This is a genomic window from Komagataeibacter intermedius TF2, from assembly GCF_000964425.1.
Classification (GTDB): domain Bacteria; phylum Pseudomonadota; class Alphaproteobacteria; order Acetobacterales; family Acetobacteraceae; genus Komagataeibacter; species Komagataeibacter intermedius.
In genome coordinates this window covers 25478-47021 of record NZ_BANF01000138.1, presented here as the reverse complement: position 1 = coordinate 47021, position 21544 = coordinate 25478, and the positions used below count along the sequence as shown (strand labels likewise).

The 21544-nt window shown below is 61.3% G+C and carries 23 protein-coding genes; 12 read left to right on the top strand and 11 right to left on the bottom strand.

Going from position 1 to position 21544, the window contains the following annotated elements:
• Positions 1-206: 206 nt before the first annotated feature.
• Both B7449_RS14230 and B7449_RS24330 read right to left on the bottom strand, forming a co-directional pair.
• Positions 207-440 carry a hypothetical protein gene (locus tag B7449_RS14230; protein WP_039735208.1) on the bottom strand — a complete coding sequence of 78 codons (234 nt, stop codon included), beginning with the start codon at positions 438-440 and terminating at the stop codon, positions 207-209.
• Positions 441-477: 37 nt separating this feature from the next.
• Positions 478-753, bottom strand: coding sequence for a hypothetical protein (locus B7449_RS24330; RefSeq protein WP_141654781.1), 276 nt, complete (start codon positions 751-753; stop codon positions 478-480).
• A 379-nt stretch (positions 754-1132) separates the two neighbouring features.
• On the opposite strand from B7449_RS24330, the gene B7449_RS14215 reads away from it, so the two are divergent.
• The 4 genes from B7449_RS14215 to spt all read left to right on the top strand — a co-directional run bounded on the left by B7449_RS14215 (position 1133) and on the right by spt (position 5719).
• Positions 1133-2266 (top strand): hypothetical protein, encoded by a 1134-nt coding sequence (locus B7449_RS14215; protein ID WP_039735206.1) that lies wholly within the window; start codon positions 1133-1135, stop codon positions 2264-2266.
• Between the two features lie 53 nt (positions 2267-2319).
• On the top strand, positions 2320-4059 hold the full coding sequence (locus B7449_RS14210) for a fatty acyl-AMP ligase (RefSeq protein WP_199858358.1): 1740 nt from the start codon (positions 2320-2322) through the stop codon (positions 4057-4059).
• Positions 4060-4258: 199 nt separating this feature from the next.
• Positions 4259-4510, top strand: a complete 252-nt coding sequence (locus tag B7449_RS14205) for an acyl carrier protein (protein WP_007400085.1) — start codon at positions 4259-4261, stop codon at positions 4508-4510.
• 6 nt (positions 4511-4516) lie between these two features.
• A complete protein-coding gene (spt, locus tag B7449_RS14200; protein WP_039735204.1) occupies positions 4517-5719 on the top strand; it encodes a serine palmitoyltransferase in 1203 nt (400 codons plus the stop codon).
• On the opposite strand, the gene B7449_RS14195 is transcribed toward spt, so the two are convergent.
• Positions 5703-6671: a hypothetical protein gene (locus B7449_RS14195; protein WP_039735202.1), complete on the bottom strand. Its 969-nt coding sequence runs from the start codon at positions 6669-6671 to the stop codon at positions 5703-5705. The genes spt and B7449_RS14195 overlap by 17 nt on opposite strands.
• A 12-nt stretch (positions 6672-6683) precedes the next feature.
• Positions 6684-7664: a diacylglycerol/lipid kinase family protein gene (locus B7449_RS14190; protein ID WP_039735201.1), complete on the bottom strand. Its 981-nt coding sequence runs from the start codon at positions 7662-7664 to the stop codon at positions 6684-6686.
• A gap of 159 nt (positions 7665-7823) precedes the next feature.
• On the opposite strand from B7449_RS14190, the gene B7449_RS14185 reads away from it, so the two are divergent.
• From B7449_RS14185 to B7449_RS14150, 8 genes are all read left to right on the top strand, one after another.
• On the top strand, positions 7824-8741 hold the full coding sequence (locus B7449_RS14185; protein WP_039735200.1) for a metallophosphoesterase family protein: 918 nt from the start codon (positions 7824-7826) through the stop codon (positions 8739-8741).
• Positions 8738-9970 (top strand): LptF/LptG family permease, encoded by a 1233-nt coding sequence (locus B7449_RS14180; RefSeq protein ID WP_039735199.1) that lies wholly within the window; start codon positions 8738-8740, stop codon positions 9968-9970. Before B7449_RS14185 ends, B7449_RS14180 begins: the two co-directional genes overlap by 4 nt.
• A complete protein-coding gene (locus tag B7449_RS14175; protein WP_039735198.1) occupies positions 9967-11076 on the top strand; it encodes an LptF/LptG family permease in 1110 nt (369 codons plus the stop codon). The genes B7449_RS14180 and B7449_RS14175 overlap by 4 nt, the downstream gene beginning before the upstream one ends.
• Positions 11073-11855, top strand: coding sequence for a sterol desaturase family protein (locus tag B7449_RS14170; RefSeq protein ID WP_039735197.1), 783 nt, complete (start codon positions 11073-11075; stop codon positions 11853-11855). The genes B7449_RS14175 and B7449_RS14170 overlap by 4 nt, the downstream gene beginning before the upstream one ends.
• Before the next feature lie 8 nt (positions 11856-11863).
• Positions 11864-12631: a nucleotidyltransferase family protein gene (locus B7449_RS14165; protein WP_039735213.1), complete on the top strand. Its 768-nt coding sequence runs from the start codon at positions 11864-11866 to the stop codon at positions 12629-12631.
• A 16-nt stretch (positions 12632-12647) separates the two neighbouring features.
• Positions 12648-13148, top strand: a complete 501-nt coding sequence (locus B7449_RS14160; RefSeq protein ID WP_039735196.1) for an MmcB family DNA repair protein — start codon at positions 12648-12650, stop codon at positions 13146-13148.
• A gap of 31 nt (positions 13149-13179) precedes the next feature.
• Complete coding sequence (locus tag B7449_RS14155; protein WP_039735195.1) at positions 13180-13968, top strand: inositol monophosphatase family protein; 789 nt, start codon at positions 13180-13182, stop codon at positions 13966-13968.
• A gap of 126 nt (positions 13969-14094) precedes the next feature.
• Positions 14095-14919 (top strand): lipid-binding SYLF domain-containing protein, encoded by an 825-nt coding sequence (locus B7449_RS14150; protein ID WP_039735194.1) that lies wholly within the window; start codon positions 14095-14097, stop codon positions 14917-14919.
• 26 nt (positions 14920-14945) lie between these two features.
• Here B7449_RS14150 and mltG read toward each other — a convergent pair whose 3' ends face one another.
• The 7 genes from mltG to B7449_RS14115 all read right to left on the bottom strand — a co-directional run bounded on the left by mltG (position 14946) and on the right by B7449_RS14115 (position 21535).
• Positions 14946-15944 (bottom strand): endolytic transglycosylase MltG, encoded by a 999-nt coding sequence (gene mltG, locus B7449_RS14145; RefSeq protein WP_039735193.1) that lies wholly within the window; start codon positions 15942-15944, stop codon positions 14946-14948.
• Positions 15945-16006: 62 nt separating this feature from the next.
• Positions 16007-17290, bottom strand: a complete 1284-nt coding sequence (gene fabF / locus B7449_RS14140; protein WP_082084886.1) for a beta-ketoacyl-ACP synthase II — start codon at positions 17288-17290, stop codon at positions 16007-16009.
• Positions 17291-17360: 70 nt separating this feature from the next.
• The gene (locus B7449_RS14135; RefSeq protein WP_003618476.1) at positions 17361-17600 is read right to left on the bottom strand and encodes an acyl carrier protein; all 240 of its coding nucleotides are present in this window, start codon (positions 17598-17600) and stop codon (positions 17361-17363) included.
• A gap of 257 nt (positions 17601-17857) precedes the next feature.
• Positions 17858-18613 carry a 3-oxoacyl-[acyl-carrier-protein] reductase gene (fabG, locus tag B7449_RS14130; RefSeq protein WP_039735212.1) on the bottom strand — a complete coding sequence of 252 codons (756 nt, stop codon included), beginning with the start codon at positions 18611-18613 and terminating at the stop codon, positions 17858-17860.
• 74 nt (positions 18614-18687) lie between these two features.
• Positions 18688-19665, bottom strand: coding sequence for an ACP S-malonyltransferase (gene fabD, locus B7449_RS14125; protein ID WP_039735211.1), 978 nt, complete (start codon positions 19663-19665; stop codon positions 18688-18690).
• 65 nt (positions 19666-19730) lie between these two features.
• A complete protein-coding gene (locus B7449_RS14120) occupies positions 19731-20258 on the bottom strand; it encodes a YdcF family protein (protein ID WP_039735191.1) in 528 nt (175 codons plus the stop codon).
• A gap of 2 nt (positions 20259-20260) precedes the next feature.
• Positions 20261-21535 (bottom strand): class I SAM-dependent methyltransferase, encoded by a 1275-nt coding sequence (locus B7449_RS14115; protein WP_039735189.1) that lies wholly within the window; start codon positions 21533-21535, stop codon positions 20261-20263.
• Positions 21536-21544 lie beyond the last annotated feature (9 nt).

Below are 21544 nucleotides of genomic sequence, written 5' to 3'. Positions count from 1 at the left end.
CCCTCCTTTCCTCATAAACAGTCCCGATCGCCGGAATCAGTCGGCATATATGGTCAAAATGTTCAGATACGATTTTCGTCGCTGTTCGAGGCACGATCATTATCGTGACAGTCAGGACAGGTCACCGGATACCATGACATAAGGATTAACCTGTCCTCCGATACCACCTCCGCCAGTCTCCGTCGGCAGTCTGGGCGTGTCGCCAGTTAGCGTATGATGTGCATGATGCCTGCACTTCCGTCTGATCCGTGTTTTTGGAACGGGGAGAGACGTGGATGCGACGGCATGACCTGAGTGACAGCCAGCGGGAGCGGATAAAGGATTTTCTCCCTGATCGTGACGGTCATGTCGAAGGCACGACTGCGGATAACCGTATCGAATGGATTTTCCGGCATCAGGCCGCCGATCACGCCAATGGCTACATAATGTATCGACAGCACGATTGTTCGTGCTCACCAGTCATAGTGCGGACGCCCGTTAAAAAGGACCACAGATCAGGCCATCGGACGGTCCCGTGTCGGACTGACCACGAAAATCCACACCGTTATCGATGCTGCGGGCAAGACCGTAGCTCTTTCCCTGACACCCGGGCAAAGGGCCAACATTACTGAAGCAGGGCCTCTCCTGGATGAAATCGCCGCTGTAATGCTGGCCGGGGATCGGCGTGAAGCTGCGTCCTATCGCCTGTTTTCCGCCCTCATCTTTTGCGTCCTGACCATGGAGATGAACCCGCACCGCCGTGCCGTCAATCATCGCATATTCCATGTTGGGATCATCAGAGACGACCTCAAAAATTTTCTGGAAAACACCGGCTTTCGCCCAGTCACTGTAGCGCGGGAAAACCGAGTTCCAATACCCGAAATACGTCGGCAGGTCCCGCCCCCCTACGCATGTGTCGGCACGCTGGGCGTTTCAATCCGCCCAAGGGAACAGGCCATACAGGAGGGAGCCATCCCCCCTTCTTCATTACCCATGTATTTCAAAAGAACATGAGATAATCCCAAGACGGGTTCATGAATATACAGGATTCATATACAATATATCACAGTGTTATTTCCTTAAATTTATTGTAAATTCTGATGAGATATTTTCCCATGGCACGGTCTACCAAGGATCACCAGGCCAACCGCAAATGCTTCATATCCTGTTTCCCTATATTGCCCAGCCGCATCAGGAATTCCATTCACTTCCAATCGCATTGGAAATGGCGCGGCTTTATCCGGAAATTAAGGTTCATATTGCCAGCCTGACCCCGGAACGCGACTCCCGTATCCGCGCTCTTTGCAAATTGTACCCCGAATCTTCGGTCATCTTCGATATTTTGCAGATGCCCCGGTGGCTCCGGCACCATATCAGACAGCACGGACAGACCCCTCTGGGTAAAATGGCAGTCCTTTTGCTGAACAGAAATTATTTCAACAGATTTCAGGCGATTGTCGTACCGGAACGTACATCGCTGTATTTACGCAAAATGGGCGTCTCTTCCCCCCGCCTGATCTGGACCCGTCACGGTGCAGGTGACCGGGCCATTGGATTCACCCATGATACGCGGCAGTTCGATTTCATTCTTATGGCGGGACACAAGATAGAGGAACGACTGAACCGGGCTGGCGTTTTACGCCCCGGCCATTATGCCACTGGAATATATGCAAAATTCGACATGGTGCGTCGACTGCACGCCCATGGTTCGCCATTATTCCCCAATATCCGCCCGACCATTCTCTACAATCCCCATTTTAGTCCGCGTCTGTCATCATGGCACCGGTTTGGCACGGCAATTCTTGATCATTTTGCCCAACAGAAAAAATACAACCTGATCTTCGCGCCGCATTACCGTTTATTTGATACCCATCGCCTCAAAAGTGATGACATACTGGCGCGATATGGGATGTACCCGCATATGATCATTGATCCAGGCAGCGACCGCAGCGTGGATATGAGCTATACGCTGGCAGCAGACCTGTATCTTGGAGATGTCAGCAGCCAGGTCAGCGAATTCCTGACAAAACCGCGCCCCTGCGTCTTTCTGAATGCACATCGGGTACAATGGCGTGGCGACCCGAATTATGAAAACTGGACCCTTGGCCCTGTTGTTGCAGGCATGGATGACTTCGCCCCCACCCTTGACAGGGCCTTCCTCACGCATGCAAATTTCCTTGATCGACAAAAAGAGTATATACGCGATACGTTCGGGTTTGCGGCTCCGGAAGATACGGCGGCCAAAGGCGCGAAATCGATTATTGACTTTTTGAGGGTAATTGGTTGAACACCGCCCATTCGCCGTTTCAAGTTACGTCTGTGGAAGTCACATTACCGGAAATGATAAGCCTCCCGACCCCCTCCGATTCTGGTTTGCCGCGTCGTTACGGCGATTTTCCGACGTTCCCGGCAGCGCTGGATTATGCCGCACAGGGCAAGAGCGGTTTCAATATTTACTCTGGCAAGGGCGTACTGCTCGAAACGCTGCCGTACAGCACGTTGCGCGCGCAGGCGATCGAGACCGGCAGGCGCCTGCTGTCCCTGGGTCTGGAGCCGGGTGACCGTGTCGCCATCGTCGCCGAAAGCGATGGGGATTTCGCCCGTATTTTCTTTGGCTGCCAGTATGCGGGCCTTGTTCCTGCCCCCCTGCCGTTACCTGTCGCATTTGGCGGGCGTGAAGGTTATGTGGGTACGCTGCGTGGAATGATCGAAGGGGCTGCGGCCTCCGCCGTGGTCATCGCCTCCATCATTTCATCATGGACGGATGAAATCACCGCCGGGCTGGATCTGAAATTCTCCGGCACGCCAGCTGAACTGCTGGAAACGCCCATTACGGTCGAAACGCTGCCGGCGGTCCAGCCTGATGACCTGTCCTATCTGCAGTTTTCCTCGGGCAGCACCCGTTTCCCCATGGGAATCGCGGTCACCCAGCGTTCCGGCATGGCAAATGCCCATGCCATCGCCCTGAACGGCCTGAAAGTCCGTGAAACGGGCGACCGCTGCGTCTCATGGCTTCCGCTTTATCACGACATGGGTCTGGTGGGGTTTTTCCTGACCCCCATGACTTGCCAGCTGAGCGTCGACATGCTGCCCACCCGCGAATTCGCGCGGCGCCCGCATGTCTGGCTGGACCTGATCAGCCGTAATCGTGGCACAATTTCCTACAGCCCGTCCTTTGGCTATGAACTGTGCGCACGTCGCGCCACCTCGATCGAGCTTGACCTGTCATCATGGCGCGTGGCGGGTATTGGCGGTGACATGATCCGCTATCATATCCTTGAGGATTTTGCCCAGCGCTTTGCATCGGTCGGGTTTGACAGCGGCGCATTTACCGCCAGCTACGGCATGGCTGAAGCCACGCTGGCCATCAGTTTCGCGCCGCTGGGTTCGGGCATCCGGACGGATACGATCGACCTGCGCGCGCTTGAAACGCGGGGGGAAGCCATTCCTTCCAATGATCCCACACGCGCCCTGCGCACCTTTGTCATCTGCGGTGAAGTCCTGCCGCGCCATGAACTGGAAGTACGCGACCCGCAGGGCAACGTGCTGCATGACCGCCAGATCGGGGCCGTATTCGTACGCGGTCCCAGCCTGATGCAGGGATATTTCCGCCGCCCGCAGGAAACCGCCCGCGTGGTGGATGCCAATGGCTGGCTGAATACCGGCGATCTGGGATATATGCTGGATGGGCAGGTTGTCATAACCGGCCGCGCCAAGGACCTGATCATCATCAACGGCCGCAATATCTGGCCGCAGGATCTGGAATGGTCTGCCGAGACCGAAATCAGCAGCCTGCGCAGCCGCGATGTCGCTGTTTTTTCGGTTGATGAGGATGAAGGCGAAAAAATCGTAGCACTGGTCCAGTGCCGCGCCTCCTCCCCAGAAGCGCGTGAAACACTTAAAACCGAAACAGCCAGCCTGTTCCGCCGGCAGCACGGGGTGGATGTCTCCGTCATTCTGGTGCCGCCCCATACGCTGCCGCAGACGTCCTCGGGCAAGCTGACGCGCGCGCGCGCGAAGGCCATGCTGCTGTCGGGTGCGTTCCAGCCGCTGGAAACATCATCGGTTTCCGTGGCCTGATGGAGCGGAGCCGCACGGCTCCCGCCCGGTCGGGCAAGACTGTAAAGCAGGACTGGCCAAAAACCTGTTTTTCGATCATAAGACTTCCGATCAGGGGACCGATTGCAGTCCCCGCTCCCCCGGTCATGGATCGTGGGGCAGGCCATTCATGCTGATCCCCTGCCTGTAAGCAGGCAGGACATGCCATAAGGATGTAGGAATGAGTGAAACGGTAGCGAGCGTCTCCGCGCTGATCGTGAAGACGCTGCTGGCGAACCCCAAGGTTCCCCGTGATATCAATGGCAGCAGCAAGATCGTTGAAGATCTGGCCTTTGATTCACTGGCCGTCATGAATTTTGTCATGGAAATCGAGGACACCCTCGACGTTTCCGTGCCGCTTGACCGGCTGGCGGATATCCGCACGATTGATGATCTGGCGGCCTGCATCGTCTCTCTCAAGCAGGCATCCTGATACACCATGTCAATTTTCTCGAAATATGAAGGTCTCGCGTCCGCCCTGTCGGCCGTGACGGCTGGCGGCGGACGCAATCCTTTCAACGTCGTGATCGAAAAGCCCATTTCCTCCACGGTCGGGCTGATCGAAGGACGTGAGACGCTTCTGTTCGGTACAAACAACTATCTCGGGCTGAGCCAGTCCCCCGCCGCGATCGAAGCCGCAGTGGACGCTGTCAGGGCGTATGGTGTCGGCACGACCGGTTCGCGCATCGCCAACGGCACGCAGGGGCTGCACCGTCAGCTGGAGGAACGGCTGTGCGCCTTCTTCCGCCGCCGGCACTGCATGGTGTTTTCCACCGGGTACCAGGCCAATCTGGGCACGATTTCCGCGCTTGCGGGCAAGGACGACTACCTCCTGCTCGATGCCGACAGTCATGCCAGCATTTACGATGGCAGCCGCCTTGGCCATGCACAGGTCATCCGCTTCCGTCATAACGACGCCGATGACCTGCATAAACGCCTGCGCCGCCTTGAAGGAACGCCGGGATCGAAGCTGATCGTGGTTGAAGGCATCTATTCCATGATGGGCGATGTCGTGCCCATGGCGGAATTCGCGGCCGTCAAGCGGGAAACCGGTGCGTGGCTGCTGGCGGATGAAGCGCATTCCGTTGGTGTAATGGGCGAACATGGCCGTGGCGTGGCGGAAGCCGACGGGGTGGAGGATGATGTCGATTTCGTTGTCGGCACCTTCTCAAAAAGCCTTGGCACGGTTGGCGGTTACTGTGTGTCCAATCATGACGGGCTGGACCTGATCCGGCTGTGTTCGCGTCCCTACATGTTCACGGCGTCCCTGCCGCCAGAAGTCATCGCTGCGACCATGGCAGCACTGACGGAACTGGAGAACAGGCCCGAATTGCGTGTGCGGCTTATGGATAACGCCCGCAGGCTTCATGCCGGACTGCAGGCTGCCGGGCTGCGCACCGGCCCCCAGGCCAGCCCTGTCGTGTCCGTCATTCTGGATGATGTGGCGGTTGCGGTTGCATTCTGGAACCGACTGCTGGATCTGGGGGTTTACGTCAACCTCAGCCTGCCGCCCGCAACGCCTGACCAGCATCCGCTGCTGCGGACGTCCGTCATGGCGACGCACACGCCGGAGCAGATAGACAGGGCGGTCGAGATCTTCGCCGTAGTGGCGGGCGAGATGGGTATCAATCGCGCCGCCTGAAAAAACCTGCCTGCCGTAGCTTCCATAACAGATACGGCAGGCAGATAAGCGGATGCCGTTCCGAAAACGGCCCCAGTGGCAGTTCAATCCCGGAATGGCGCCTGATCTTCCACGCGATATAGCGTGCCCCGCCTTCAAACGTGAAGGCGGCCTTGAACAGGCGGCTGACATTCAGCACACGGCCCAGGCGGCCGCGCAGCCACCAGCCTTTACGCATGGTCTGACGCAGTTCTGGTGTCAGCCTGGGCGACAGTTCATCCCCCGTGCATGTAAAGGGCAGGCCATCGGCCCGCCATATATCGGGTAACAGGGTCCTGTACCGCGTCTCCTGCCCCTGCAGCAGGCTCTTCGGCCTGCGTCCGTTCTCGACACGCAGTTCCGCGCCATAGGTATGCGCAAACAGGGCCAGCCAGTATTTATCCGCCGTCCCGTGCGCAGGACCAAGTACCGCAGCCCAACGCCCGGCCTGTGCCACCGCACGGATGATGCAGGCCAGAATGGCATCCGCCGCCTCCGGCCCCCTTACCCATACCAGTCGCACGGGCTGGCAGAAGCGTGCCCAGACCGTCGTATCCAGCGTGGCGCGCCCTGTCATGCGCCGGAACTGTGCAATCGACAGGATCGCCACCTTGGCCCGGATGATGCGTCCCTCAATCGTAATTTCGTGATATTCCACATTGGGCGGCAGGATACGGTTGGCTTCACGCGACAGCGTACCAGCAGTCCAGTCTTCCAGCCGTTCAACAATCACATAGAAATCCAGAATGCCTTCCGGGTCTGGCGTGCGCAGGGTGGAACCATAAAAAATCACGCCCAGTGGCTGCGTCCCGCCCAGCAGGCGCGTCACAAACCCGCTCACAAAGGGGGCGACCGGCTGAACCAGATCATGGGCCAGCAGGCGGGCGACCCGACCGGCTGCGGCAGTACGGTCTGAAGGACTGGACTGGGGCATGGTCACCCTTCCTTACGCGTGAATAAAATCTATCGGGGCAGTCGCGGACAGCACGATCCGGCCAGCGGGACCGGGTGAGAACACCTCCCCATCCAGCACGAAATCGGATTCCAGCAGCATTTCAATACGGTCTTCACACCCGCTGCAATAATCTGGATTCTGTCGCAGCCATGCCGGGTGTCGCCCCCGCAGCAGCGCCCATGCCGCCGCCGCCAGTCGCGACGGCTGGCCTGCGACATGAAGGAAGTTGATGACGTCATCACGCGCGCCAGGCGCGGTCCAGAACGGCCATATGCCGTGGGGCAGATGCTGGAGCGTCGTTGACAGGAACAGGAAGCAGTTGCCCTGACGCTGAATGCGCGCCCCGGCCCGCATGACAAGCGCGTTGCCGCGCATCCATTCCTGCCGGGACCGCCGCGTCAGCAGATGCGCTACCGATGACAGGAACGAGACGACGACCGCCATTTCATGTGAATAATTGTTCAGGATGGCTGGCTGGTGGGCCAGTTCGATGCCGCGCGTAAACGCGGCCGCCCCATGGAACATGCCCACGACGGGCGCGCGACCATCGGGTTCCGGCCATTCCACAACCAGCCCGCAGCGCCGGCGCACGTTCCGACGCAACAGGCCCGACGCATCAAGCCGCTGCAGGTGTTCCAGCGCCCTGATGCCCCGCAGCCCGAAACCGACATCCCCCGCAATCAGGTTGGTATTGCCGGATGGCAGGATAGCCAGGGCAGGCAGCCTGTCCGATGGATAATGCCGGTGTATGGCGGTCAGGACGTCACTGACGGTCCCGTCCCCTCCATCTATGACAATGCAATCGGTCCCGCGTGACGCGAATTCCGCAATATTGGCATCCAGACGGGAACGGTCAGCCGGATCAACGAAGTTTTCTCCCAGCAGATCACGGGCTGTCTGGGCGTATAAGCTCCTGTCGCCCATGTTCCGCCGGCTGCGCGGGTTATAAACAAGCGCAAATCGTCCGGTCACTGATCATTCCATCCCTGTCTGAAATTTGACTTACAGGCCATAAGCAACCATCTGCCTTCTATTGCAAGGCACGAAAAGATGGAGCGCCCTCCCGCGCACGCAGCCATAACACATGCCGACAGCGTTACCGGCAGGCATGAGGCAAGGAAAGAGGTCAGCTTGAACACCATCACCATCGCGCATTTGTCCGACCCCCACCTGCCCACCGAAATGGTGCCGCCCCGTGTGGGGGAACGACTCAACAAGCGCATGTTCAGCTATTTTTCGTGGAAAGGCCGCCGCCGCCATCTCCATCGCCCGGAAATCCTGGCCAGGGTCATGGCGGATATCGCGACCTGTCCGGTCAACATGATCGCCGTAACGGGCGACCTGACCAATATGGGCCTGCCGGGAGAATGCAGGCAGGCACTGCGCTGGCTGGAGCAGATGCCTGCACCATGCACAGTCATTCCGGGGAATCATGACACCCTTGTGTATGACAGATGGCCCCAGACCGTGGGATTGTGGCAGCCGTGGATGGGGCCCCTGCCATTTCCCTTCGTCCGGCGGGTAGGAAACGTGGCGCTGATCGGGGTCAGTTCGGCAGTGCCTACACCATGGTTCATGGCGACCGGAACCGTTGGCGCACGGCAGGCAGCCCGGCTGCGCAATATCCTGCGCGACACTGGCAGACAGGGGCTGTGCCGCATCATCATGATCCATCATCCGCCGGTATCGGGACTGGCCATACGCCGTAAAGCCCTGACGGATATACAGGATTTTGACGCCTGCATCGCAGATGAAGGTGCGGAGATGATCCTGCACGGCCATACCCATACATCCACCCTGTCCTCCCTTCCCGGTCGCATGGGACCGGTGCCGGTCGTCGGGATCGCATCGGCTTCCGCACGTGCGTGTAACCCGCTGCGCGCGGCGGGGTGGAACCGTATTTCGATCACCCCGCATGACGCGGGTTATACCCTGCATGTCGTGCGTCGTTTCTTCATGGCGGATGCGACGACAGGCACGGGGCAGGAAACTATTTTTGACCTGCCCTCTCCATCACAGTGTGGTTCCGGTGTAAGCACGCCTGCATGAGTCGCATGTCCTTGCCACATCGGATTGTGGGGAAACTCAGTCCCAACACAATGGACCGCTACCTGCTGCGCCAGGTCGTGCCGCCCTTTGCCATTGCGCTGGGCGTGGTCATGGCGGCCCTGCTGCTGGAGCGGCTGCTGGTCCTGTTCGACCTGCTGGCGGCCAATGGCAGTTCGATGAAAACCTTCGTCGCGCTACTCAGCGATCTCGTGCCCCATTATCTGGGCCTGGCACTGCCTGCCGCCATGTGCGTCAGCGTCTTTTCCGTAATCCGGCGCATGAGCGCCAACCACGAAATCGACGCGCTGACCGCGGGCGGGGTCTCGATCTTCCGCATATGCCAGCCTTTTGTCCTGACGGGGGCCATATTCGGCCTTCTGGCCTTTTCGCTGTATGGATTCATACAGCCATACGCGCGTTACGATTACCGCTCGGCCTTCTATTTCGCCAGCCATGCGGGCTGGACACCGCACCTGCAGTCCAAGATGTTCGCGGAATCGGACAATATCCTGCTGACCGCTGAAACGGTCGATCACGCCGGATCACGCATGTGGAATGTCTTTATCCGTGACCAGACGGACAAGGCGCATGTCCGTCTTATTTCTGCACAGAAAGGGTATATCTATATCCCTGCGGATGGCTCGAAGATACGCCTTGACCTGGTCGATGGCACGATCGTGACGGATAGCGCCGACAAATCTCCCTCCATTACGGAATTCACGCGCACCACCCGCCTCATTTCCCCTGAAGCCAAGCTGGATGACGAAGCCTATCGCCGCCGGGGAGAAACTGAACGCGAACTGACCGTGCCGGAACTGTATTACGGCATACGGCACGGCAACCCGACCATCAGCCATTCCTACATGATTGCCGAACTGCATTTCCGTCTGGCCCGTACGGCGGCGATCCCGTTCATCCCCATCCTTGCCTGTGCGCTGGCCGGTGTGCGCAAGCGACAGAAGGGCAACCCCGGCCTGGCCATCGCCGCGATCACGCTGGTCGGCTTTGACCATACGCTGCAGATGGGGATGAGTTTTGTCGCCAACATGCATACGTCCCCGCTGCTGGTGATCTGGCTGCCCACGCTGGCGTTCGCCGTGATCTGTATCTGCATGCTGATCCATCAGGCCGGTGGCATCCGTATCCTGCTGACCCGTGGTCCCGCCCTGCCGCCGCGCGAACTGTCGGCCGATGGACTGCCGCGCCGCATTACGGAAGCCGGAGCATGAAATTCCGGCTACGCCTGGCCAGCGGCACGGTCCTGCTGGGCTATCTGTCGCGTGAACTGCTGTCCAAGGTGATGACAACCACCATCATCGTGGTGGCGCTTATGGAAATCCTCGCGCTGCTGGAGCAGGTGACGGAAATCATGCACCGCCACCTTGGCCTGACGGGGGTGCTTTACTACGCGGTGATGCACATGCCGCTGCTGTTTGGCAACGCCATGCCCATTGCCGTGCTGATCGGCACACTGCTGACGCTGCTGCAACTGACCACCTCGAACGAGATCTCGATCATGCGCGCGGCCGGCCTGTCCACGCCGGGACTGATCAAGCTGCTGCTGCCTACCGTCATCGCCCTGGGCGTGCTGTGCGGCATTGTCGATGACCAGATCACCCCCAGAACGGAACAGGCCCTGGCGCAATGGTGGAACGCCACGTCCCCCAATGCGCCGAATGACTGGCGCAACTACTGGATCAGGGCTCATAATGACCTGATAAACATAAACTTTCTCAGTGCTGGCGGCGCAATGATGAAGCAGGTGACCGTCTATCACCGCGATCACCGCAACCTGCTGCAGAAAGTCACGACGCTGGCGGACGTGCATTATATCCATGGTCGCTGGTATGGCACGCCGACCCGTGTCCTCAGCGTGGTCAGTCCCACGCGCGTGGACCTGCTGGACACCCCGCCCGGGCAGAGCATACGTCTGGACTGGCCTGCGTCCCTGACGCCAGAATACCTCATCCAGTTGACGGTCAGCTATACACAGTCCATCAACACAATGCTGGAGGAACAGCGTGGCGCGCTGCCTTCCAGCCAGTCCCCGTCCTTTTTCCTGACGGAAATACTGGGACGCATCATGTTACCCGTGACGTTCACGGTAATGCTGTTACTGGCCGTGCCGGTGGTCTATATCCCACCGCGGGCCGGAACGCGCAGTTGGCTGCCAATCTGGTGTCTGGGCGCGGGCCTGCTATTTATCGTATTTCAGGGGCTATTGCGCGCACTGGGAAATGCGGGAACATTGCCCTCGCTTATGGCGATATTCGTCGGGATCCTGATTTTCATCCTTGGCGTCATCACCGTGCTACTGAGGATCGAAGAGCGATGATTACGAATACCCTCAAAAACAGTTCCATCCGAACAGGACGCAGTTTCGACCTGGGCAAGATGAACCTGCGTCAGCTCTGGATTGCCTACCTGACCTATCCCACCATCCTGCTGTATTTTGCGCTGGCAATCGCCAGTTATGCGTTGATGGTCTATAATTTCACCTCGCTGGCACCGGTTGCGATCAGCATCGTGTCCGTCATACTGGTCTACCCGCTGGTGTGGTACGCCATTCATCGCTTCATCCTGCACGGACGGTTTCTCTATCGCATGAAATGGAGCGCCACGCTGTGGAAGCGCATCCACTTCGATCATCACCAGGATCCCCACCTGCTTGACGTGCTGTTCGGTTCCCCGCTGAACACCATTCCCACGATTGCCATCGTCACCATTCCCATCGGTTACGCCATTGGCGGCGCGGCAGGGGCGTCGGCGGCCTTTGGCGCGGGACTGACCATTACGTGCATCTATGAATTCTTCCACTGCATCCAGCACCTGAACTACAAGCCGCGCATGAGCTGGATCCAGCGGATGAAGCAGCGCCACGTGCTGCATCATTTTCATAACGAAAATGGCAATTACGGCATTACCAGCTTTGTGGCGGACCGCCTGTTCCGCAGCTATTATACTGATGCCCGTGGCTGCCCCCGCAGCCCGACGGTGTTCAATCTTGGTTATGACGTAAAAGAGGCCAAGCAGTATCCGTGGGTGATGGAGGAAACCGGTTCCCCCCCCCGCGACCGGCCTGATGGCGCAAACACCACCCGTAACGCGGCGTGAACGCGCAGATGGGGCTGAATGTTCTCATACTGGCAGGCAGCCGACCGGGGCGCCCCGACCCCATGGCGCAGGCGGCAGGGATTTCCCACAAGGCCATGCTGCCGGTATGCGGCGTTCCCATGATCAGTCGGGTCATTACGGCCCTGCAGGCAGTGGCGGGCATCGGCAGGATTGCCGTCTGTATCGAACGGCCTGAGGTGCTGTCCGGCGCTGTGCCGGACAATGTGACCTTCATCCCCCCCGCAGCAGGCCCCAGCGCCAGTGTCATGCGGGCGCTGGACACACTGGGTACCCCGCTGCTGGTCACCACCGCCGACCATGCCCTGCTGCAGCCCGACTGGGTCCGTGCCTTCGTGCAGGGGGCGCAGGACAGCGGCTGTGACGTCGCCGCCGGTATCGCGATGGAGCCGGATATCCTGCGCGATGTGCCGGGTACCAGACGCACCATGATCCGGCTGGCGGATGGCGCATTTTCGGGCTGCAACATGTTCCTGTTCCGCACGCCTGCCGCCTGTGGCGTGATCCGGCTGTGGCAGAAACTGGAAGCCGACCGCAAGCACCCGTTCAGGATGGCGCGCACCCTGGGGGCGGGAATCCTGCTGCGGTTCATCCTGAGGCGCCTGACGCGCGCAGATGTCTGCCGACGCATCGGGCAACTGTCGCATGCGCGGGTCGCCATGATTCCCCTGCCGGACGGGCGTGCCGCAGTCGATGTGGATAAACCTGCCGACCTGGAGCTGGTGACCCGGCTGCTATCCGCCACCCCCGCTGCCTGACCCGTTCGGGCATCCCATGTCCCGCCCGCCTGCGCCACAGGTCCAGTCCGCCATCCGCACCGGCGCAAGCCGGATGTGCAGGCTGCATGGCTGGGCGATATTGCATGAATTCACCCTGCCGGACCGCAGGCGCGCCGATATCATGGCCCTGACGCCCAAAGGCCATTTCATCTGTATCGAGATCAAATCCGGCCTGCCCGATTTCCGTGCCGACCAGAAATGGCAGGATTACGTGCCGTGGTGCGACCAGATATATTTTGCCGTCAACCAGGACTTTCCCCAGACCGTCCTGCCACAGGCCACTGGCCTGATCATGGCGGCAACGGATCACGGCGTGGACGGGATGGCCGCATGCGTTGACTGTGCCATCATCCGCCCCTCCCCGCTTGCCATGCTGGCCCCGGCGCGACGAAAGCAGCTTACGTTACAGTTTGCCATGCAGGCCGCTGAACGGTTAGGCAGGATGGAAATGCCCCAGGTGGAACACGCGGTGAAAACGGCGTTACGCGTGGACTAGGATTTTCAGACCCTGAAAGTAAGGTGAACCGATGACACAGGCCATTCTGACCCGTTTTGAAGCCGCCCGTTCGGTCGTGCGCGATGCTGCAGACCTCGCCATGAAAATGCGTCCCGCCCCCGGCGGCCCCAAGGGCACGCAGAAAAGCGCGCAGGACTGGCTGACGGAAACCGACGGCGCGGTGGAAGCCTTCATATCCGAACGAATCGGCATGCTGTTCCCCGAAGACGGCTTCCAGGGCGAGGAGGAGGGGCGCACCCGCACCGGCAGCCTGCGCTGGGTGGTGGACCCGATTGATGGCACATCCAATTACGCGCGTGGCCGCAACCGGTGGTGCATCTCGCTTGGCCTGATGGATGGCGACACACCTGTTGCCGGTATTATCGAAGCCCCCATGCTGGGCGAAACCTATACGGCAGTGCGCGGGCATGGCGCGTTCCTCAATGGTCAGCGCATCCATGCCTCCCCGGTTACCGACACCACATCCTCCCTGATCGAGATGGGATGGAGCAACCGCGTGCCCCCCGGCGTATTCCAGCAGAAAATCGACGCGATCCTGAACCTTGGCGCCATGCCGCGTTCGGGCGGGTCCGGTGCCATTGCCCTGGCGGAAGTCGCCTGCGGGCGTCAGGACGGGTATCTGGAAATCTGCATCAACCTGTGGGATGTGGCCGCGGCCCTCGTGCTACTGGATGAAGCAGGGGCGCGTGTATCGCCCTTCCTGCGTGACGGTGGACTGACGGGGGGCGTCTGTATCCTCGCCGCCGCGCCGGGCATTGCCGATGCGCTGTCGGACGCGGTCGGGGTCTCCCTTAAATAACCGCAATATATGGCTGTATCGCGCCACACGGGCTTGCCTTATGGACCATGATTCAGCCATGAAAACGGACCACTCCAAGGCACGGGCCGTTTTGGTGGATCTGCCGTTACGAATCGGAAAGGGAGCATGGGTTTGCACAAGTTTCATCTCATCAGGACATCACTCGCCACCCTGGCCCTGATGATACCGCTGCACACGGCCATGGCCGCCAGCATGGAAGAAGAACAGAGCCTGGTGGACCGCGCCACCCTGACCGTTCGCGACATGTTTTCCACCGCAACCGCAGGCAGCAAGGTGACCCGTTACCTGGCCGAAGCGCGCGGGGTCATTGTCTGCCCGTCCGTCTTCCGTATGTCGATCGCCTTTGGCGGCGGCGGCGGCGGCTGTGTTTTCCTGACGCGTGATGCCCATGGGTCATGGTCCGATCCGGCGTTCTATCGCATGTCCTCGGCCAATTTCGGTCTCCAGCTGGGCATGCAGGATGTCGAGGTCATGCTGTTCGTCATGACTGATGATGGCGTGCAGTCCCTGCTGGACAGCCAGATGAAGCTGAGCGCGGATGTCGGCACGTCCTTCGCATCCTCCGGGTCGGGGCTGGAAACTGGCACGGCGGGTGAACATAACACGTCCATCCGCGGCGTGCAGAAATCCAAGGGCCTGTTCGCAGGTGCCGCACTGGGCGGGTCCAAGATGCGGGTCAACAGTGCCGCCAACCGGGCCTATTACAACCAGATTGTCGGGCCGGAAGACATTGTGATCTCCATGCGTGTCAACAATTCCGGTGCAGACCCGCTGCGCTCCGCCCTGAGTGAAGTCCTGACCACGGCCCAGAGCCGCCCGGACAAGAGCAGCGGCCAGACCACCACCACAAATACAACCACCACCCAGACACAGCCTGTTGCCACGGCCCCGTCCGGATCGGTCAGCAGCCAGAGCCTGCCGCCCCAGTAACGGATCGCAACAGGCCGCCCCCCCCTTTACCGGGGGGGAGCCGCCTGCAGATGCCTGCCGGCCCGATATGCGGATACGTTGCGGTTATGATCCCCCAGCGTCGCCGCGAAATCGTGGCCACCATGGCCATTCGCTACAAAATACAGCTGTTCACCGGGAGCCGGGTGGGCTGCTGCCTGCAGTGCAGCCAGCCCCGGTGAACAGATCGGTCCCGGCGGCAGTCCCGTAATCACATACGTGTTATAGGCCGTAGGCTGTGCAAGGTCGGCATGTGTCAGGGCATGACCCAACGGCCCGGCCCCCTGATTCAGCCCATACACCACGGTCGGATCGGATTGCAGTTTCATGCCCTGATGCAGACGGTTCAGGAATACGCGCGCCACCATTGGTCGTTCCGCCGGGTTTCCTGTCTCCCGTTCGATCATGGATGCCAGAACCAGCAGGTCATGGCGGTTCATGATGGTGGGGTCCACGTCCCGCCCCTCCCATGCCTGATCCAGCGCATGATCCATGGCATGCTGCATGCGGGCCAGCATCTGCGCGCGCGGCATGCCCCATTCATAATCATAGGTCAGCGGCATGACCGACCCTTCGGCAGGAAACGGAAAGCTGCCATCCATATACGGTGCATGTTCCAGCAGGTTTGCGATCTGGATCGCGGACAGGCCTTCGGGTACCGTCAGCCTGTGCACCACCGGCCTGCCATGGCGCAGCACGAACAATGCCTGCTGTATGGATGCATGGGCAGGAAAAACCAGTTCGGCGGCATGGAATGCCCCATCCACGCGGGTCAGGGCGGTTGCGGTTTCAAACACGTTCCGGGTCAGCATTCCGGGATCCAGAACACCCGCCTGCTGCAATGTCAGCAGGACCTGTTCCGTGCCCCCGTGCGGAATGACGACCGTGCGCTGTTCAGTCAGGGGACCGGGGGCTTCATACTGTCGCATCCCGACGAAGGCGATACCCAGAGCAGACACGACCAGCACCAGAAACGCCAGTCCAAGTGCAGCCAGAACCCTGCGCACGCCCTCTCCTTACCCCTGAGATGTTCCTGAAATGAAAAGGGCGCCTTGCAGGCGCCCCGGTTTCACACGCCGCGCAGGATTACGCTGGCATTGGTTCCGCCAAACCCGAAACTGTTGGACAGGATCGTATCGATCCTGCGTTCCTGTGCCGTATGCGCAATCCGGTCGATCACGCTTTCACGCGACGGATTATCCAGATTGAGCGTTGGCGGCGCGACATTGTCGCGAATGGCCAGGATGGAATAGATCGCTTCCACAGCGCCAGCCGCACCCAGAAGGTGCCCCGTGGCGGATTTGGTGGACGACATGGCCAGATTGCGCGCGTCATCACCGAACAGGCGCTCAACCGCATCAAGTTCCAGGTCATCGGCCATGGTCGATGTGCCATGGGCGTTGACATACTGGATATCAGCAGGCGTCAGGCCTGCGCTGCGCATGGCGTTCTGCATGGCGCGGAAGGCACCTTCATGCCCTGCTGCCGGGGCCGTGATGTGGTGCGCATCACCTGACATGCCGTAACCGATGACCTCGGCATAGATCTTGGCGCCACGGGCCCTGGCGTGTTCGTATTCTTCCAGCACCACGATACCGGCGCCTTCACCCATTACGAAACCGTCGCGGTCACGGTCCCACGGACGGGATGCCTTTTCCGGGGTGTCGTTGAAATGGGTGGACAGCGCCTTGGCGGAGCAGAATCCCGCAATGCCCAGAGGGCACACGGCGGCTTCGGCGCCACCGGCAACCATGACATCCGCATCACCCAGCATGATCATGCGGGCAGCGTCGCCAATGGCATGCACGCCCGTGGCGCAGGCCGTAACAACCGAATGGTTCGGTCCCTTGAATCCGTATTTGATGGAGACATGCCCCGAGACCAGATTGATCAGGGCGGACGGAATGAAGAAAGGCGACAGGCGACGCGCCCGTCCTTCCTTCACCGTCACGGATGCCTCGTAAATGGTCTGGAGACCACCGATACCCGCGCCAATCATGACGCCGGTGCGGCAGCGGTCTTCTTCCGATTCCGGCTTCCAGCCCGAATCCTCGACCGCCTCGGTCGCGGCGACAAGACCAAGATGGATGAAACGATCCATCTTTTTCTGGTCCTTGACCGGTATCCAGTCCGAAAGGGTCAGGCCGCCACTTTCCGTTGGCCCTGCGGGCACTTCACCCGCAACCTGTGCCGGCAGGTCGGACGCGTCGAACGAAGAAATGCGGCCAAAGCCGTTTTCCCCGGCCACAAGGCGTGACCAGTTCCGCTCCACACCCAGTCCGAGAGGGCTGACAATGCCCATACCGGTTACGACAACGCGCCGCTGTCCAGACGTTAATCCGGTAGACTGCATCAACCCGTCCTGCTCCTGAAAGTAACGATACCTGACTGAATTCGTGTAACTATGATCGGAAACAGACCGATCAGGCAGCTTTCTGCTTCTCGATGTAGTCGATCGCGTCCTTCACGGTCGTGATCTTTTCGGCTGCGTCTTCGGGGATCTCGACGCTGAACGCTTCCTCGAACGCCATGACCAGTTCAACCGTGTCCAGGCTGTCGGCGCCCAGATCATCAATGAAAGAGGCGTCGGGGGTGACCTTGCTTTCGTCCACACCAAGGTGCTCGACTACGATCTTCTTAACCTTATCGGCGATTTCGCTCATCTGTCTCTGCTTCCTGTCTGCCCCTGAAAGAAACGGGCGGTTCGAAACGTGTTCGTCGTGTAACGTCCCTGCAAACCAGTGTTGCACACCAGCCCGCTTCGGACGAAGCTGCGGGCGATTAGCACGGTTTTGATGCGATCGCCAAGGCGGCGAATGCATTTCCTGTCTGCCTGCCCCGCAATTAAGGGGACAGCGCGGCTGTCAGGACTATCTTTTTTGTCACTTCCGGCCTGCTGTCCAGCAAAATATCACATCTGTCAGACCATCGCCATGCCGCCGTTGACGTGGATCGTGGCCCCGGTGATCCACCCGGCCTCGTCTGACGCAAGGTAAACCACGGCCGGGGCAATGTCGTCAGGCTGGCCCATGCGCCCCAGCGGGATGGAACCCACCAGCTTTTCCTTCTGCGCATCAGGCAGCACATCGGTCATGGCGGTCTGCACGAAGCCCGGCGCCACGGTATTGACGGTCACGCCGCGCGCGCCCGCTTCCTGCGCCAGCGACTTGCCCATGCCGATCATCCCGGCCTTGGCGGCGGCATAATTGGCCTGCCCCGCATTGCCCGTCACCCCTACGACCGAGGCAATGTTGACGATCCGCCCCGCCCTACGGCGCAGCATGCCCTTCAGCGCCGCGCGACACAGGCGGAAGGGGGCGGCCAGGTCAACATCCAGCACGCGGTTCCAGTCGTCATCCTTCATCCGAATCGCAAGCGTGTCGCGTGTCAGCCCCGCATTGTTGACCAGAATGGCCAGTGGCGCGCCGGCCTTGTCCTCAGCACTGGCCACCAGCGCATCGGCAGCGGCCGCGTCCGACAGGTCGGCGGGGCACACATGCAGCCGCTCCGCGCCACCTTCCGCGCCGATGGCCGCCGCCACGTCTTCCAGCACCGCCTGCCGGGTGCCCGACAGCACCACGACTGCGCCCTGCGCATGCAGCGCACGCGCGATCTCGCGCCCGATTCCACCCGATGCCCCGGTAACCAGAGCAACCTTTCCGTCCAGCCTGAACATGACCTGTCCGTTCCCTTCGGTATCCATCAACAAAACACGATCCCACGGCCGGGGCCGTGGGACAGACGCCTCTTTCAGCGCGCGGCCAGATAGGCCTCGATATCGGCCGGGGTCCCGACCGGACGGGTGGCCACATCGCCATTGATCCGCTTCACCAGACCCGACAGTACTTTGCCCGACCCGATTTCGACAAAGCTGTCGATGCCCATGGCCACCATCGCATCCACGCTTTCACGCCAGCGCACGGTGCCGGTCACCTGACGCACCAGCAGGTCGCGGATCGTGGCCGGGTCCGTGACCTTGGCCGCCGTCACGTTCGCCACCACGGGCACGAGCGGGGCCTTTATGTCCGTGTCGGCAAGGGCCACGCGCATTTCCTCTGCAGCGGGGGCCATCATCGAACAGTGGAACGGGGCGGACACCGGCAGCTTGAGCGCGCGCTTGACGCCCTGCGCCCTGGCCAGCACGATCACGCGGTCAATTGCCGCCATTTCCCCCGCCACGACCACCTGGCCACCGCCATTGTCGTTGGCGACCTCAAGTACCTGCGTATGGGTCCTGCCCGCGTCATCGGTAAAGATCGCGGCTTCTGCGCACAGGCTGGTGGCACGTTCCATATCCATGCCCACACCGATCAGGGCCGCCATGCCCCCCACACCCGGCGGTACGGCCTTCTGCATGGCGTTGCCGCGCAGACGCAGCAGGCGAGCCGTCTGGGCAACGCCCAGCGCGCCCGCCGCCGCAAGGGCCGAATATTCGCCCAGCGAATGACCGGCAACCAGCGCCACGTCACGTTTGAGATCCACGCCTCCCTCACGCTCCAGCACCCGCAGGACGGCAAGCGAGACCGCCATGAGCGCGGGCTGGGCATTGTCGGTGCGGGTCAGGTCCTCCATCGGGCCATCGAACATGAGCTTCGAGAGATGCTGTCCCAGCGCGTCATCCACTTCCTGGAACACTTCCCGCGCAGGGGCGAATGCCTCGGCCAGATCGCGTCCCATTCCAACAGACTGACTTCCCTGACCGGGGAAAACAAAGGCTTGCACAGGCATGACTTCCATCCACACTCATATTGTTTTTCGGTTCATCCGCGTGATGCGGGTTGCGGCAGGCAGTGTCAATCACCATCCCGCCATGCGCGCAGCCGGTGACAGGCCAGCAGCAGCGCATCCCACGGCAGCGCCGCCCCTTCGCGCAGGCGCCAGAACCACCGCCTGCCCACCCCACGGGCCGCAGGCACCAGGGGCGGGGGCACACGCACCACCCGCCAACCCATCATGCGCATGAGCAGCAGGCAGCGCGGCAGGTGGTAGGCGCTGCTGGCCACGGCCACCGGCCCCGCATATCCCCGCCGCCGCAACAGCGTCGAACACCGGATGACCGAGGCCAGCGTATCCGGTGCCGTATCCTCCACCATCACGTCATCGGGCGGGACGCCGGCAGCGTGCAGCATATCGGCCATGACGGCTGCCTCCCTCCGCCCCGAGGGCTGTGAGGGCCCTCCCGTGGGCACGTACACCACCCTGCCCTGCCGCGCGCCAAAGGCGCGCGCCGCCGCCACCCGCAGTCGCAACGTACGCGTGGGCGTGCCATCAGGTTTCAGCCTCGCGCCGAATATGATGACCGGCAGCGTATGGCCCGCCATGGTCAGCCTGGCGCGCGCAGCAGCACCCGGTTCAGTGATTCCAGCGTGGTGAAGACCTGTTCCCAGACCTTTGCAAACCGGCTGGCGGACAGGCCACGCGTTTCCATGATCGCACCGATTTCGCCCACCGTGCGCTCCCCATCAATCAGGGGCAGGATGCCGCGTGTCTGCGGCGGCACGGCGATTGCGACCTGCAACGTACCAAAAGCGAAGGGCAACCGATCATTGCCGCCGATCATGCGGGCGAGCTCGACGCCCGGGATTTCACGCATGATGGGCACCGCATCCGGCGCCATGGCGTCGGCGCGGGTCACGGGTTCGTCCGCGCGGCGGACATAGGCGACATGGGTGGCCATGTTGCCCGCCACGTCCTCCGCCACGGCCTGACGTACGCGTTCGGGAAGGGCTGCGATCCGGTCGCGCAGGCGCGGGTCGGGCAGCAGCAGGGCGGGATCGTAACGGGCCGGTTCCATCAGGCATGTGGCAGCCAGCCCCGCGCGGTCCAGCAGGCCGTGGAAGGCCGTGATGTCATACGCCCGGTCACGCGGGTTGAGCAGCAGGTCATACAGCCCCGCATCCCCCCCGGTCAGGTGATCGCCAAAATTGCCATTCTGCCGCAGCCATGCCGTGGCGGGCAGGTGCCGCATGACACGGCGCGCCACGTCCAGCCGCTGCCCCGGCGCATCCCCCACCGGGGCCAGCCGCTCCAGCGCGTCCTGCAGCATGTACACGCCCGTGCGCCCGTACGGGGCATAGACCATGAGGCCCATCCCCCCACCGGGGGCCAGCACGCCCTCCAGCGCCGCAAGCCCGGCATCCGGGTCCGGCAGGTGATGCAGCACGCCACAGCAGTCGATATAGTCGAACGGTCCGGGCGCCACCGAAGCAAGGCAGGTCAGGTCACCGCGCACGAAGCGCATGTTTTCCAGACCACGCACCTGTGCCCGCGCCCGCGCCGTTTCCAGCGCAACGGTGGAACGGTCAAGGCACAGCACCTCCCCCGCCCGTCCCGCGCGCGCCATGTGGGTGGCCAGCATGATGGCCCCGTCCCCCGTGCCGCACCCGGCCACCAGCACCCGCAGCGGCAGTGATTGCGGTCGGGTCGCCCCGAACACCCAGTAATCGATTTCGCGCAGGTGGCTGGGACTGCCGATCAGCAGGCGGCTCTTTTCCTCACGCGGGTCGCGGGCGGGATAGGGATACTGCTCGTACTGGGCCTGAAGGCCTGCGTCACGTGCATCATGGGCGGGCAGGGCGTCGGTTTCATGCTGGCTCATGGCGGGGCC

Coding starts and splice junctions, on each gene's coding strand:
- B7449_RS14160 (WP_039735196.1), top strand. CDS start 12,648: ATGTCCCGCCCGCCTGCGCCACAGGTCCAGTCCGCCATCCGCACCGGC.
- B7449_RS14205 (WP_007400085.1), top strand. CDS start 4,259: ATGAGTGAAACGGTAGCGAGCGTCTCCGCGCTGATCGTGAAGACGCTG.
- B7449_RS14155 (WP_039735195.1), top strand. CDS start 13,180: ATGACACAGGCCATTCTGACCCGTTTTGAAGCCGCCCGTTCGGTCGTG.
- B7449_RS24330 (WP_141654781.1), bottom strand. CDS start 753: ATGATTGACGGCACGGCGGTGCGGGTTCATCTCCATGGTCAGGACGCA.
- B7449_RS14135 (WP_003618476.1), bottom strand. CDS start 17,600: ATGAGCGAAATCGCCGATAAGGTTAAGAAGATCGTAGTCGAGCACCTT.
- B7449_RS14165 (WP_039735213.1), top strand. CDS start 11,864: ATGGGGCTGAATGTTCTCATACTGGCAGGCAGCCGACCGGGGCGCCCC.
- B7449_RS14180 (WP_039735199.1), top strand. CDS start 8,738: ATGAGTCGCATGTCCTTGCCACATCGGATTGTGGGGAAACTCAGTCCC.
- B7449_RS14175 (WP_039735198.1), top strand. CDS start 9,967: ATGAAATTCCGGCTACGCCTGGCCAGCGGCACGGTCCTGCTGGGCTAT.
- fabG (WP_039735212.1), bottom strand. CDS start 18,613: ATGTTCAGGCTGGACGGAAAGGTTGCTCTGGTTACCGGGGCATCGGGT.
- spt (WP_039735204.1), top strand. CDS start 4,517: ATGTCAATTTTCTCGAAATATGAAGGTCTCGCGTCCGCCCTGTCGGCC.
- fabD (WP_039735211.1), bottom strand. CDS start 19,665: ATGCCTGTGCAAGCCTTTGTTTTCCCCGGTCAGGGAAGTCAGTCTGTT.
- B7449_RS14120 (WP_039735191.1), bottom strand. CDS start 20,258: ATGGCGGGCCATACGCTGCCGGTCATCATATTCGGCGCGAGGCTGAAA.
- B7449_RS14170 (WP_039735197.1), top strand. CDS start 11,073: ATGATTACGAATACCCTCAAAAACAGTTCCATCCGAACAGGACGCAGT.
- B7449_RS14115 (WP_039735189.1), bottom strand. CDS start 21,535: ATGAGCCAGCATGAAACCGACGCCCTGCCCGCCCATGATGCACGTGAC.
- B7449_RS14210 (WP_199858358.1), top strand. CDS start 2,320: ATGATAAGCCTCCCGACCCCCTCCGATTCTGGTTTGCCGCGTCGTTAC.
- B7449_RS14195 (WP_039735202.1), bottom strand. CDS start 6,671: ATGCCCCAGTCCAGTCCTTCAGACCGTACTGCCGCAGCCGGTCGGGTC.
- B7449_RS14215 (WP_039735206.1), top strand. CDS start 1,133: ATGCTTCATATCCTGTTTCCCTATATTGCCCAGCCGCATCAGGAATTC.
- fabF (WP_082084886.1), bottom strand. CDS start 17,290: ATGCAGTCTACCGGATTAACGTCTGGACAGCGGCGCGTTGTCGTAACC.
- B7449_RS14150 (WP_039735194.1), top strand. CDS start 14,095: ATGGGTTTGCACAAGTTTCATCTCATCAGGACATCACTCGCCACCCTG.